Genomic DNA, 13,656 nt, shown 5'->3' with positions numbered 1-13,656 from the left:
CTATAGCCCTCACGTCGCTTCGCTCCTCAGGATCAATATCTCTAAGCTCGGTTGCGCCTTATAGGCTAATTTCATGTTACGCTATAGCCCTCACGTCGCTTCGCTCCTCAGGATCAATATCTCTAAGCTCGGTTGCGCCTTATAGGCTAATTTCATGTTACGCTATAGCCCTCACGTCGCTTCGCTCCTCAGGATCAATATCTCTAAGTTCGGTTGCGCCTTACAGGCTTACCTCACTAAGAGCTATAGAAAAAGAGCACACAGTTCACTTCGCTTAGGGCTGCTGGATTCCTCCCCTGACCCGCTTCACGCAGAACTGTTGCTCCGATAGGTATTATATCATAATTTGTTCGATTTGCAAAGGTCCGGTTTTTATTCTTGTGTTTCGGCCTTGGCTGCGAGCTTGGCTTGTTTTTTTCGTTCCCGACCTTGGCGGAAGAAGGTCTGCATGATGGCTGCACATTCTGCTTCCAAGATTCCTGTTTCTACTTCGACTCGGTGATTGAGGCGTTCATCTGCCAAAATGTCGTAGAGACTACCTGCTCCACCGAACTTCTGATTGGTCGCCCCGTAAATCACCTGGGGAATCCGAGCTAGACCAATGGCACCACTACACATGACACAGGGCTCAATCGTGACAAAAAGCGTCGTATCCAGCAGGCGCCAGCTATTTTCACGCTGATTGGCCTCCTCGATCGCCATGATTTCCGCATGCATGACCGCCCGCTGCAGCTCCTCACGCGCATTATGTCCACGCCCGATAATCTGACCATCCTTGACCAAGACACAGCCAATCGGTATTTCATCATTGGCGAGGGCAATCTCCGCCTCCTTCAGGGCTTCCCTCATAAACATCGCTTTTTCCTCTATCGTGTAGTCCATCTCTTCCTTCTTCCTTTTAGTTTCTTTGTTCATTATACCATAGGCAGCTTACGACTCACAAAAAAAGCCGCCGATTGGGCGACTCTTATGGGAGATTATTATGAAAAAGTTTAGGAGGTTTAAACAAAGTTAGGAGGTCTTTGTTTATGCTTCTAGTATAGCTGGCCTATCTTAAATAAAGCTTAAGTTCTCTGAGTATTGATGATTTTGGAAATATCACCACTTAGAATCTCAAAAATATCTGACAAATTGCTGGCTTACTACTATCCGCTTTGTCGCAGAACCAACTATTGTGGCATCGCTCATCCTTTACGTAACTCAAGGATTTGGTCATAGCGCTCTTCTTCATCAATATGATGGGCTATTTCTAGTACCGTGATCGGCAAAGAAAAGATTAGGTCTCTAACCAGACGACTATTTTTTTCGTCCAAAGCTGATGTCACTTCGTCCGCTAATAAAATATCCTTCTCGCGTAAGAGAAAACGAGCCAACTCTAATCTGACACGCTGACCTCCTGAAATGTTTTCACCATTATTATGAATTTCTACATTCAAAATATCCTGAAATTCATCTATTAAGCCAACTCGGTCCAATACCTCCAATAATTCATGGTCCTGAAAAGGCTGACCAAAAGTTAGATTATAGCGGATAGTATCGTTAAACAGGAAGGGATGCTGGCTAATTAAACCGATATTCCCTTGGAAATGACTCGTTATTTGATTTCCATCATACTGAACGAAAATGTCACCCTCATCACATACTTCTTCTCCTAAAATCAAGCGAAAAAGAGTCGTCTTTCCAGACCCGCTCGGTCCTTTGATTAAGACCTTCTGACCTACTGAAATCGTCGCCGTCAAATCAGAAAAAAGCTGACGTTCAGCAAAACTTTTTGAAATATGATTTAAGCACAACGATTCGAGATTTTCAACAAATTGATCCTTTGTCTCTTCGAAATCAGGTTCTTCCTCGATAATCTTAAACAGGCGGTTCGCAGTCGGCAAGGCACCTTGGAGATTGGCTGCACTGTACATCAGAGTTTGGATCGGTTCTACCAGCATCCCCGCAGCAACATACATAGAGATGAGGCTTGTAATAGAAATAGAATTTCCCTGTAAACTCAAATAAAAGCCTAAAGCAAGAGGAACAACCTGACTAAAAAAGACCATAAATCCATTAAAGAAAAAAATAATATTATGTGTGAAACAAAATCTTTGGATGGCTTTTTGATATTCTCCGTTTAAATCATTCACGCGCTCTTCATTCAGCCTCATGGCCTGATTAATCCGTAAGGTTTGGCTGCCTTGCATACTATCCGAGACAAGCCCATGTAATTTCGTTCTAAGCTTGGACCAGCTGTCTCCCGAATCTTGTAAACGACGATTCATGATGAACTGAGGAATAGGTCTCATAATCGTAAAAATGACAAAAATAAGTCCTAAGAGAAAATTTTGTGAAACAATATAAATGGCTGTAACAAGGGCGACAAATCCCCAACTCACCATAACATTTATATTTTCCAAATAATTATCGCCCACATATTCCATATCTTGAGTTAGCAGACTAACTTTTTCATCATTGGAAAATTTAGGATTCAATATGACTTTCTTAAATAAAAGGGCACGGACACTTTTGTTGATTTCTCTTCGGAATATATTGTGCGAATAGTTTGAAAACAGCATCAGACTATAAATAACAAGATAGACAGACAAACCAAATAAAACAAAATTGAGAATTTTTCCATAAGAAAGGCCGTCTTGATCTAACTTCAAGGCCTTCGTTAAAATCAGAGGTTGCGCCAACACCAAACCACTATTCACAATACGCCCTAAAAAAATAGGAAAAAGATACTTCTTATCAATGTACTTATAAATATTTCTCATAATTATCATCCATCAAAATAGAGGGCTAGCACAACCCTCTTCTCTAAATTTATTTAAAATCGTGATTATTTACAATCACAATTATAGTTAAATACTCTAGGTTTAGCATTCATTTTGTCATCGAATTTGTTATTCACTTTAACCTTCACCGAAAATTACAATCTCCATGTGTCAAAATTGTTAGTTCCAATAATTCAGCATCTGTATCGCTTATTTTAGATAGATACTTTTCGACCTCATACTCACCCTCACTTAAATATTTATTTTTATCAAGATAAGCATGAAACTCTTTCCTAATCACATCATTGCTGTCGACTACTCTATTCAATTCATTCGTAAGAAAAAATGAATGATTGGTTTTAGTATTAAAATACAACGTACCATCATCAGTACTATATTTTAATATATATCGTGACAAATTCATATTATCACCTCTTAATCTGTGTGACTTAACCTGCAGTAAGTGTACACCGATAGAAATATTAAATCAAGCAATATTCAGCAGATTAGAAAAGTTCCAACTTTTAATATTTTGGAAAAGGTTATCCTATAAAAGCTGCAATTTCGCCAACTTCTTGAGCAATATAGGTGGCGCCGGCTTCTTCCAATTCTTCCCTGCTTCCAAAGCCATAAAGGACACCGATAGAATCAAGCTTTTGCGCTTGAGCGCCAAGCACATCGTGCTCCCTGTCTCCAATCATGATGGTATGCGCCAAATCTGTAATCCCATTTTGCTCCAAGGCATACTGGATAACATCGCTTTTTTTACTACGTTTTCTATCCATGGTCGCACCAGCGACAAAGTCAAAATAATCATACAAACCAAAGTGTTTGAGAATTTGAATGGAAAATTCTTCAGGCTTTGACGTAGCTACAATCAACTGTTTGCCAGCCTGCTTGAGAGAAGCCAGCAAGTCAGGAACGCCTAGATAGACCTCATTTTCATAAATGCCTTTTTCGGAAAAATACTCATGATAGTAGTCAATGGCCTTTAAACATTCTTCCTTAGAAAATCCATAAAAGCGCTCAAAAGACTCCTGCAAGGGCGGACCAATGAAAACTCTCAATGCTTTCTTGTCTGGCACTTGAATCCCATATTTTCCTAAGGCATAGGCCACCGAGTTGGTAATCCCTAGTTCTGAATTGGTCAAGGTGCCGTCTAGGTCAAATAAAATCGTTTGATACATTTTTTCCTCTTTCTGCTTTCAAAAAGAGGCTGGGACAAAAGTCCTAGCCTCTCAATTGTCTTTGGATTGTCGAGCAAGACGCAGTGGTTGAGTGGCTCTACTACGCTGATTTCATCAGCTTTTACAGCCCTACTCAACTGTGCGGAGGTGGGACGATGAAATCGAATTCTAACGAATGACCGATTTCTGTCCCACTCTCTTATCTTCATTTGCTTATAAACTAGACCACACACTTTCAAGGATATTGGTTTGGTCACGATCTGGTCCGACTGAGAAGGTTGAAATGCGCACACCAACTAATTCACCGACACGGCGGACATAGTTGCGGGCATTTTCTGGAAGCTCATCCAAGTGGCGGACACCTGTGATGTCTTCTGACCAGCCTGGTAATTCTTCATAGATTGGTTTGCAACGTTTGAGTTGCTCCAAGCTTGCTGGGTAGTGGTCGATGCGTTCCCCATCCAAGTCGTAGGCTACACAGATTTTCACTGTATCCAAGCCGGACAGAACGTCGATCGAGTTCAAGCTAAGGTTGGTAATTCCTGACACGCGACGGCTATGGCGCATGACAACTGAGTCAAACCAACCAACACGACGAGGACGACCGGTTGTTGTCCCATACTCATGGCCGACTTCACGGATCCGATCACCCACTTCATCGAAGAGTTCCGTAGGGAATGGGCCATCACCAACACGGCTGGTATAGGCTTTACATACACCGACAACCTTGTCGATCTTGCTTGGGCCGACACCTGATCCGATGGTCACCCCACCTGCGACTGGGTTTGAAGAGGTTACAAATGGATAGGTTCCTTGGTCGATATCCAACATAACCCCTTGGGCTCCTTCAAAGAGCACGCGCTTGCCGTTATCCAAAGCATCGTTCAAGATAACAGAAGTATCGGTTACATATTGCTTGATTTGTTGACCATATTCATAGTATTCTTCGAAGATATCGTCAAATGACAGAGCCTCTGCATCATAGAGTTTGGTAAATTGACGGTTCTTTTCTTCCAAGTTGATACGAAGACGTTCCGCAAAGACGTCGCGGTCCAAAAGGTCCGCGATCCGGATTCCCACACGCGCAGCCTTGTCCATGTAGGCTGGTCCAATCCCTTTGATGGTCGTTCCGATTTTGTTGTCGCCTTTAGACTCTTCTTGGAGACGGTCCAATTCGATATGGTAAGGAAGGATGACATGGGCACGGTCTGAAATGCGCAAACTGTCCGTTGTCACACCTTCTTCATGAAGATAAGCCAACTCTTTGACCAATGATTTAGGGTTGACCACCACGCCGTTTCCGATGACAGAGATCTTTTCAGGGAAGAAGATACCAGAAGGAATCAAGTGCAACTTGAACTTTTTGCCGTCGATTACGATGGTGTGCCCGGCATTGTCCCCACCTTGATAGCGAGCAATGACTTCTGCATTGGCTGATAGGAAGTCTGTAATCTTCCCTTTTCCTTCATCACCCCATTGGGTTCCTACTACAACAACTGATGTCATAATTCTTTTTCATATACCATAGATAGTTGCCTATCTATGCCTTTCTTCAAACTAAGGGCAGGAGTCTCACCTGCAAGTTTGTCTTACACTCTATTATAAGCAATTTTTAATGTTTTTTCAAGATCCACTCGGCTATCGTTTATTTTTCTCCTTTCTTTTTAAACCAACTTCTCTATGAAACTCGTCTTTTACTTGGAAATTGCTTCTTTCTAGAAATAACGTTCGGAATTTTCTTTTCTTCTCGTCCTTCTTCTGAAACGACTGATTTTCGGAATTCTCCTTGTCCCCACTTTGCTTGATTTGTGCTAAAATAGTAGGTATGGACAAAATTATTAAAACTATCTCAGAAAGTGGTGCTTTTCGTGCTTATGTACTAGACAGTACAGAAACTGTACGAACAGCCCAAGAAAAACATCATACACAAGCTAGCTCCACGGTCGCACTTGGCCGTACCCTCATTGCCAGCCAAATCTTGGCGGCAAACGAGAAAGGAGAAACTAAAATTACGGTCAAAGTCCTTGGGACTAGCTCACTCGGAGCTATCATCACCGTGGCAGATACCAAGGGAAATGTGAAAGGCTACGTGCAGAATCCTGGAGTGGATATCAAGAAAACCGCGACCGGTGAAGTTCTGGTCGGACCATTTGTCGGAAACGGAGAATTCTTGGTCATCACAGATTATGGTACGGGAAATCCTTATAACTCCATGACCCCTCTTGTAACCGGTGAAATCGGAGAAGACCTGGCCTTTTATCTGACAGAAAGCCAACAAACACCATCTGCAGTTGGACTCAATGTTCTGTTGGATGACGAAGATAAGGTTAAAGTGGCGGGTGGCTTCTTGCTCCAGGTCTTGCCAAATGCCAAGGAAGAAGAAATCGCGCGCTTTGAAAAACGCATCCAAGAAATGCCTGCCATCTCCACACTTTTGGAATCTGAAGACCATATTGAAGCTCTTCTTGCCGCTATCTATGGGGATGAACCTTTCAAACGCCTCTCTGAAGAAGAACTTCGCTTCCAGTGCGACTGCAGCCGTGAGCGCTTTTTGAACGCTTTAGCAAGTCTGCCAGCTAGTGATCTAGAAGAGATGAAAGATGAAGATCACGGTGCAGAGATTACCTGCCAATTCTGCCAAACACACTACCACTTTGACGAAAATGACTTGGAGGAACTCATTCGTGACAAATCTTAATACGCCATTTATGATCGGGGATGTCGAAATCCCTAACCGTACCGTCCTAGCCCCAATGGCCGGAGTGACCAACTCAGCTTTCCGGACCATTGCCAAAGAACTGGGGGCAGGGCTCGTTGTGATGGAAATGGTCTCTGACAAGGGAATCCAGTACAACAATGAAAAGACGCTTCACATGCTCCATATCGATGAAGGAGAAAACCCTGTATCGATCCAACTCTTTGGAAGTGACGAAGATAGCCTGGCACGCGCAGCTGAATTTATCCAAGAAAATACCAAGACCGATATCGTCGATATCAACATGGGTTGCCCGGTGAATAAAATCGTCAAGAACGAGGCTGGTGCGATGTGGCTCAAGGACCCAGACAAGATCTACTCCATCATCAATAAGGTTCAATCCGTCCTCGATATCCCCCTCACTGTTAAAATGCGGACGGGTTGGTCGGATCCTTCCCTAGCAGTTGAGAACGCCCTCGCTGCCGAAGCTGCGGGTGTCTCTGCCCTTGCCATGCATGGGCGAACTCGGGAGCAAATGTATACGGGGCATGCGGATCTTGAGACCCTTCACAAGGTTGCACAAGTTCTGACCAAGATTCCATTTATTGCTAATGGGGACATCCGGACGGTGCAAGACGCCAAACAACGGATTGAAGAAGTCGGTGCCGACGCGGTCATGATCGGCCGTGCAGCCATGGGCAATCCTTACCTCTTCAACCAAATCAATCACTACTTTGAAACAGGAGAAATCCTGCCTGATTTGACCTTTGAAGACAAGATGAAGATTGCTTATGAGCACTTGAAGCGCTTGATCAATCTCAAGGGTGAGCACATTGCCGTTCGCGAATTCCGTGGTCTCGCCCCTCACTACCTCCGTGGTACCTCAGGTGCAGCCAAACTCCGTGGCGCCATCTCGCAAGCTAGCACCCTAGCAGAGATTGAAGAACTCTTACAATTAAAAGCATAGAAACACAAAAAGCAGAGAGTGGGACAGAAATCGGTAATTCGTTAGAATTCGATTTCGTCGTCCCACCTCCGCACAGTTGAGTAGGGCTGTAAAAGCTGATGAAATCAGCGTAGTAGAGCCCACTCAACCACTGCGTCTTGCTCAACAATCCAAAAATAATTGAGAGGCTAGGACTTTTGTCCCAGCCTCTTTTTATAGATTATCTGTTTGCAGGCCGAGTTGTTTGACTCTGGCGGTGTAGTAAGTCATGATCAAAAAGAGGTTGGCTGTGATCAGCCAGATGGCCCATTGGTGAATGAAATACATGAGGATGGCTACACTAATCGCTCCTGCAACAAAGCTTCCAACAACGATTCCGTAATTCATAGCCTGACGCCGATACTCGTCCAAATCTCCCTTTCCTCGAGTGATTCGGTACAAGGCCGTCAGCATCTTGCGGTAATTACCAGAAGTCATAAAGATCACATAAGGGTGGTTTTCAATCAAGCTTCCTGTAAAGGTCAACATCATCATCCCTGTTCCAAAAGCAATAAAGGGAACTTCTACAGGTGGTATGACAGACACCAAGGGAATCAGAAGCGTCACCACAAACAAAGGAATCAACATCTTGGTCCGCCAAAAGGCTGTCTTGCGATACTCTTTGATATGGAGAGCAACCACAAAGCCGATCGAGAAAAACAAAATAGATGAAAAACGCATGATGGTATTTTCGACACGGGGATCGTGCCAATCAGCGATGAGAAGCAGGAGGTTCCCAGTTTGAGTCGCGACCAAACTCCGGTAGTGCATGTGGCAAAAGACATCGAGGCCTCCTCCGATAAAACCAAGCAGAGCCCCCATCAGTCGTGTATTTTGTGGTAAAATTATTTTTTCTTCCATAGTCTTGTCTCTTTTGATTTCAATTATTTTTTATTATACCACTTTGCACCAGAGCTGAGTATTGAAAATCAATCATAACCACTCATCAAACAAGTGGTTTACGTCAGGACTATGATTCTAGATAATTAGAATTTCCCTATCACTGTATAGTGCTAAGAGAATCATATTAATAACCTTCGTGATTCCTGAAAGAAAGTTCAAAATAATTCAGTTGTCCTGTTTTCTTTTTTCATGGTAGTGACCTCTTAAAAACATTGTTTGCCTTCTTTAAAGAGTTGATAGAGAGTATAGATATAAATGAGACTAAAAATAATACAGATGGTTAGAAATAGGAGATATCTCCAATCCATAGAATTCGTTATCAGTTGTGGGAGAGATACGAGGATAAAGCAGAGAGATGCGTTCAAGAAGCGTATTTTTTTTGATGTGATTTTCTGAAATCTTTGTCCCTTATTCAAGACTGGAAGAACTAAAAGGAAAATGATCAGAAAAGGACGCGTAACTTGGCCATAGACTAGGAAAAAGGTAACAAAGATGCTAACTAAAATATGACTGAAAATTAAAGTTTGTAATGATTTCATAAGCTTCCTCCTAATCGTCGTCCTGATCTTCCTTGGCTTTTCGAATGCGAAGCCAGACGATAATTTGCATCACCAATCCGAAGAAGAAAGCTGCGAAAAGGATTGATATAAAATGACCTAGATTGAAAAGAGAGGTGAAAAAGTTTTTGCTATTATCCGTTAAGACATTGAGAAGTGGTATTCCAAAGAACATCAAAACTCCATAGAGCAGACCAGCTTTAATGCCAGGATAGCGTAGCTGTTTGCTTTCTTTTTGGCTCAACATATCAGGATCGATAGCAGTAATACCTGTTTTTTTAGTTTGAGTGCTAACATAGATAGCACAAACCATAGAAACCAGAAAGATAATGATTGGATAACCAAAAGCGACAACTTGGGGATATTTATAAGCAAGGATAAAGGGAATAAGATTGCCAAATATCATCAGGTAAAAGAGGACCATAAAGACTTTATTTCCAATGCGATCCGCCTCGCGTCGTTTGTGTTCATCAAGTGGTCCAGAAATGCCATATGTGCGTTTAATCAGTTTTTCAGTAAAGGTTTCTTTTTCCATTTTTTTCTCCTTTTGTTAAAAATCATCTTCCCAAAAAAGACTGTTGAGGTCCGTTTGGAGGCTACGAGCGAGATTGAGACAGAGTTCCAGAGTCGGATTGTACTTGTCGTTTTCAATCATATTGATGGTTTGCCTCGAGACACCGATATCCTTAGCAAGTTCGAGTTGAGACATGCCCAATTCCTTGCGGAATTCTTTCACATGGTTCATGTTTCCTCCTATTAAATGAATGTCGTATATATTTGACTATAGTATAGTATTATGAACATAAAATGTCAACTATTTTTGACATATTTTTAAATATTTCTTACTAGAACAAAAAAATCCCTCCAGCTACTAATAGTAACTGGAGAGATTTCCTGAAAGAACCCTGCTCGATTTACTGTTTTAGGCGATAGGTCTTGCGTGGTTTTTTCTTAGGTACTCGCTTGACACCCACTTCTTCCACGAATTCTCCGAATTTTACGAGGAAGTTATTGCTAACGATGGGACGTCCAGGATTGATCAGATTGACCAATTCGGTTGCTTCATAAACGGTGAAAGGCTCCTCTAACAGATAGAGGAAGGTTGGATTCCAATCCAGACGCCCCTGAATCCGCTTGATCGATTCTTGAATAATCTGGTAGTGGTCAAAGGCAAAATCAGAAGCAGCTAAGGGTTCTCCATCAAGCAAACACTGGGATTTTTTGAAATCGACATCGAGAAAAATGACTTCCTTGGCATCGTCACCTGCATGGGCTAAGTCTACTGCTTCTGCTGGCAGATAGACCAGATGAGCGATGGTAATGACCCAGCCTCTGGGGTCCCGCCCAGGGGTGGAAACTGTCATGAGCTGTTCCACCTTATTCACTGGCAGATCGAGCCCGACTTCTTCTTTGACTTCTCGGATACAGGCATGAGTCGCATCTTCATCCTTGTTCACAAAGCCCCCCACCAAGGCGAGGCGGTGTTGATAAGGGTGGGCCTTGCGGCGAATGGCTAAGAGCTTGAGCTGTCCATCAACAAAACAGTAAGCCACCATGTCCGCTGTGACACTTGGAGTTTCATAAGTTGGCAGATCTTGCTCCTTGTACCACTTGAGAAAGTCTGCTTCACTAGCGACCGTCTCAAAATACTCTTTCTCCGTCATTCCTGCTGGAATTGAGAGACTTGCCATCTAAGCCACCTCCTTCTTGAGGGCTTTGGTCCATTGGTACCAGCCCACTAAACTATTGAGCGTGTAAACCCAGTACATCCCTTGAATGTGAAGACTCTGATCCCACCAGAGATAGATACTAAAGACGTTGGTTGCAATCCAGAAGATCCATTGCTCCCGGTATAGGCGGGTCATTAGGAGCTGGCCAACCCCATTGGTCGCATCGGTGATACTATCACGGAAAGGGCGAGCGCTATGGATGCTCTGATACGCAAAACCCATACCGATCCAAATCACAGCACACAAGGCCAAGTAGCGCATCCACTCAATCAAGTTCAATTTCTTGGCTTCAAAGTGAGATTCTTCGACCTTACCTTGATCATTGATCCGATTAGAGAGCCAAACATAAAGGCCGATCGGTTGCATGATGAAGAAATAAAGAGTTGTCAGAACTTCTCCGTAGAAGTTTTTATTGAGGGCTAAAACGAGGTAGATCGCGGAATTCACTGCTCCAAAGAGGTAGTTACTAGCACGCCCTTCGGCAACCAGGATAACACAGACAATGCCCGTCCAAGAGGCAAACAGTCCCAGCCAATCATGCTGACCTGTACGATTGGTCCATTCTAAGAAGAAGGGAACGCTGGAAAGAAGAAGGAGATAGATCCATTGAAAGGCTGTGCGTCCTACAAAAAGGTCCTTCCATAGAAGTTTCATAATATTGACAAAGCCTTGCTTTTTCGCTTCTTGGTGAACATTTTTAAAGTCTTGGCTAAAAGTTGCGAATTTTTCAGATAGATTTTTCATAAGCTGCTCCTTAGTCGGCTTGGTAAATGGCATCGATCACCTTCTTGGCTTCTTCGTAGTTGCCGAGGTAGTCTGATGCGAGGAAAGTGGTCGGAATGTTTCCTAGGTATTGCTGGCGCAATTGGTCTAGGTAATTTGAAAAGCTGGTGCGGATCTCTTCGTCAGCCATGGTCATATCTCGGAAACCATCATTGACATAAGAGCCGATCGGCTGTACAAAGAGGATCAAATCCCATTTTTCTTTGGACAGAATACTGACAAAGAGGTTGTCGAAGGTATCGGTCATGCTGGTATCTTGGCCTTCGACTTCCATATAGTAGTCGTAATAACCCTTGGTCACCAGGGAATTGGTATCTGCGATGACAAGGCCTCGATTGGCACTACTATCGATGAGCTTAGAGGTTTGATCATACTGTCCTAAGAGTAGGTAATAGTAATCTTTTGGCGTGAGTTCATCATCCCGCACATTGTTCTTGATCTGGTATTCACGGGCATACTCAAGACTAACAGGTGCATCGTAAAAGCGAGCCAAGTCCTTTGCAAGGGTCGTTTTCCCGTTGCTGGCGCTCCCCATGATCAAGACTTTTTTCGTGAACTGGCGACGGAAGGGCTGGGCAATGTATTTCCAGTATTTGCTGGGATTTTCCCGGATCATGGTAGCAGAGATCCCGAAGCGACGCTCTTCTAAGTGAACTTCAAACCCTCTAGCTTCCAACTCTTCCTTGTAGGCTTTCTCCCCTACATAAAAGATCAACTCTTCTGTCTCTGTTTGATACTGGATGGTGTTTAGGGCTGTCTGTAACCAAGGCTCCCAGCCCAAGGGATAACGAGGAAGTTCTGTCTCATCTAACTTATAGACTTGGGTCAACTCATCATTTGAGAAGGCTTCGCGGATATAACGGAAGCGTTTTTGTAAGGTCAGTCCCACTTCTTCACCACGGTCCCCTTCATAACCAGATACAATGACACGAACGCGATCACACTGACGCTTGGCCCGCTGGATCAGGTCAATATGCCCTTGATGAAGAGGCGCAAAGGTTCCAAAAACCAGGGCAATTCTTTCTTTTTTCATATAAGCTCCTTTTTATAATTTTTTATAAATAGATTTTCTTTATGTTTTTATTATAAACTATATTTTCTATCTGTCAATAGTTTTTTATAAAAAAATATATTTTTATTCAAATCAACAAAAAAAGATCTGAAAAGAGATGCTTCTCCTTTCAGATCTTTCGAATTTTATTCACGAGTGAGGGAGTGACTGACACCGTCTTTAAGAACCGTCACACTAGACACAGAACCATCTTTTCCAACTACGATATCTAGAGTCGCTGCAGATCCATCGCCTGCTGAGAGATTAGCATGGTAATGACCATCATCCAAGGTATAGTTATAAGCGCTGATACCATAGGCTACGGGTTGGCCCCCAGGAAGTTGGATGGTTACTTGACCGCCTTGGCCAATAGTGACTCCAGTGTCGCGTTTGTCAGACCAATTCCCAGCTGCTGCGGAGAAATCCCCTGCTGCTACAGAATAGACTCCCTTGTATTGGGCATTCTCCGTCGCAGAAGCTTGCTTCTTAGCCTGAGCATGACCGTCTTCTAGACTTGGCAATTTTGCTTTCGCTGGTGTTGCTGGAGTGGCTACTTCTTTTGTTTCTTTTGTTACGGGTGCTGCTGGTGTCGCTTCTTTAGCTGGAGCTGGTGTTTGACTAGCTGCAGCTTGGTTATTTTTGCTACCAACGGTATGACTTTCTTCTGATTTGCTATCAGAGGATGAAGAGGCAATTGGATCTTTACTAGTGATCACTTTTTTCTTAGAAGAAGAACTTGTTTGTTTAACCTGACTGGTCTTTGAACTGCTTGCTTCTGAAGTTTTTTCTTCTTTATTCCCGCCACAAGCTCCTAGGAAAAGACTAGCTGTCAAAGCTAGGGCTGCTAGGGAAATGATTTTTTTGTTTTTCATAACAGAACCTCTTTTGTAACATTTGTAATATTTTGTAACATTATTGTAACACTGTTATATGAGGCTGTCAATAGTTTCTTAAATATTTTTCTAATTTGAAAGAAGTTTTAAGTAAGTTCCTAAACTTTGCA

The 13,656-nt window shown here is 42.9% G+C and carries 15 protein-coding genes and 1 other RNA gene; 2 read left to right on the top strand and 14 right to left on the bottom strand.

All coding sequences use genetic code 11. The features are described 5' to 3' along the window. Positions 1–238: 238 nt before the first annotated feature. From ffs to PCY11_RS06605, 6 genes are all read right to left on the bottom strand, one after another. Positions 239–333: signal recognition particle sRNA small type (gene ffs / locus PCY11_RS06630), an RNA gene on the bottom strand. Between the two features lie 39 nt (positions 334–372). Continuing rightward, positions 373–882, bottom strand: coding sequence for a tRNA adenosine(34) deaminase TadA (gene tadA / locus PCY11_RS06625; protein WP_003016809.1), 510 nt, complete (start codon positions 880–882; stop codon positions 373–375). A gap of 302 nt (positions 883–1,184) precedes the next feature. After that, on the bottom strand, positions 1,185–2,762 hold the full coding sequence (locus PCY11_RS06620; RefSeq protein ID WP_070675794.1) for an ABC transporter ATP-binding protein: 1,578 nt from the start codon (positions 2,760–2,762) through the stop codon (positions 1,185–1,187). 145 nt (positions 2,763–2,907) lie between these two features. Then, positions 2,908–3,186: a hypothetical protein gene (locus PCY11_RS06615; RefSeq protein WP_003009004.1), complete on the bottom strand. Its 279-nt coding sequence runs from the start codon at positions 3,184–3,186 to the stop codon at positions 2,908–2,910. A gap of 118 nt (positions 3,187–3,304) precedes the next feature. Further along, positions 3,305–3,949: an HAD family hydrolase gene (locus PCY11_RS06610; RefSeq protein ID WP_070675796.1), complete on the bottom strand. Its 645-nt coding sequence runs from the start codon at positions 3,947–3,949 to the stop codon at positions 3,305–3,307. Between the two features lie 213 nt (positions 3,950–4,162). Continuing rightward, complete coding sequence (locus PCY11_RS06605; RefSeq protein ID WP_003014816.1) at positions 4,163–5,455, bottom strand: adenylosuccinate synthase; 1,293 nt, start codon at positions 5,453–5,455, stop codon at positions 4,163–4,165. A gap of 319 nt (positions 5,456–5,774) precedes the next feature. Between PCY11_RS06605 and hslO the strand changes: the two genes are divergently transcribed. Continuing rightward, positions 5,775–6,647, top strand: coding sequence for an Hsp33 family molecular chaperone HslO (gene hslO, locus PCY11_RS06600; protein WP_070675798.1), 873 nt, complete (start codon positions 5,775–5,777; stop codon positions 6,645–6,647). Continuing rightward, a complete protein-coding gene (gene dusB / locus PCY11_RS06595; protein WP_070675800.1) occupies positions 6,634–7,611 on the top strand; it encodes a tRNA dihydrouridine synthase DusB in 978 nt (325 codons plus the stop codon). Before hslO ends, dusB begins: the two co-directional genes overlap by 14 nt. A 192-nt stretch (positions 7,612–7,803) precedes the next feature. Here dusB and PCY11_RS06590 read toward each other — a convergent pair whose 3' ends face one another. The 8 genes from PCY11_RS06590 to PCY11_RS06555 all read right to left on the bottom strand — a co-directional run bounded on the left by PCY11_RS06590 (position 7,804) and on the right by PCY11_RS06555 (position 13,525). Beyond that, positions 7,804–8,490: a YoaK family protein gene (locus PCY11_RS06590; RefSeq protein ID WP_070675802.1), complete on the bottom strand. Its 687-nt coding sequence runs from the start codon at positions 8,488–8,490 to the stop codon at positions 7,804–7,806. Between the two features lie 245 nt (positions 8,491–8,735). Then, on the bottom strand, positions 8,736–9,071 hold the full coding sequence (locus PCY11_RS06585; RefSeq protein WP_045759986.1) for a hypothetical protein: 336 nt from the start codon (positions 9,069–9,071) through the stop codon (positions 8,736–8,738). A gap of 10 nt (positions 9,072–9,081) precedes the next feature. After that, positions 9,082–9,624 (bottom strand): DUF6773 family protein, encoded by a 543-nt coding sequence (locus PCY11_RS06580; protein WP_049482766.1) that lies wholly within the window; start codon positions 9,622–9,624, stop codon positions 9,082–9,084. 15 nt (positions 9,625–9,639) lie between these two features. Next, positions 9,640–9,834 (bottom strand): helix-turn-helix transcriptional regulator, encoded by a 195-nt coding sequence (locus tag PCY11_RS06575; RefSeq protein WP_049482768.1) that lies wholly within the window; start codon positions 9,832–9,834, stop codon positions 9,640–9,642. Between the two features lie 169 nt (positions 9,835–10,003). Then, positions 10,004–10,780 (bottom strand): NUDIX hydrolase, encoded by a 777-nt coding sequence (locus PCY11_RS06570; protein WP_049482770.1) that lies wholly within the window; start codon positions 10,778–10,780, stop codon positions 10,004–10,006. After that, positions 10,781–11,563: a nicotinamide riboside transporter PnuC gene (gene pnuC / locus PCY11_RS06565; RefSeq protein ID WP_049474199.1), complete on the bottom strand. Its 783-nt coding sequence runs from the start codon at positions 11,561–11,563 to the stop codon at positions 10,781–10,783. It lies immediately after the preceding gene. Positions 11,564–11,573: 10 nt separating this feature from the next. After that, positions 11,574–12,635: an AAA family ATPase gene (locus PCY11_RS06560; RefSeq protein ID WP_003009019.1), complete on the bottom strand. Its 1,062-nt coding sequence runs from the start codon at positions 12,633–12,635 to the stop codon at positions 11,574–11,576. A gap of 164 nt (positions 12,636–12,799) precedes the next feature. Next, the gene (locus PCY11_RS06555; protein WP_045759992.1) at positions 12,800–13,525 is read right to left on the bottom strand and encodes a hypothetical protein; all 726 of its coding nucleotides are present in this window, start codon (positions 13,523–13,525) and stop codon (positions 12,800–12,802) included. Positions 13,526–13,656: the final 131 nt, after the last annotated feature.

It is taken from the genome of Streptococcus sp. SP8 (genome assembly GCF_030440045.1).
Taxonomy (GTDB): Bacteria; Bacillota; Bacilli; order Lactobacillales; family Streptococcaceae; genus Streptococcus; species Streptococcus parasanguinis_I.
This window is presented reverse-complemented; position numbering and strand designations above follow the sequence as displayed.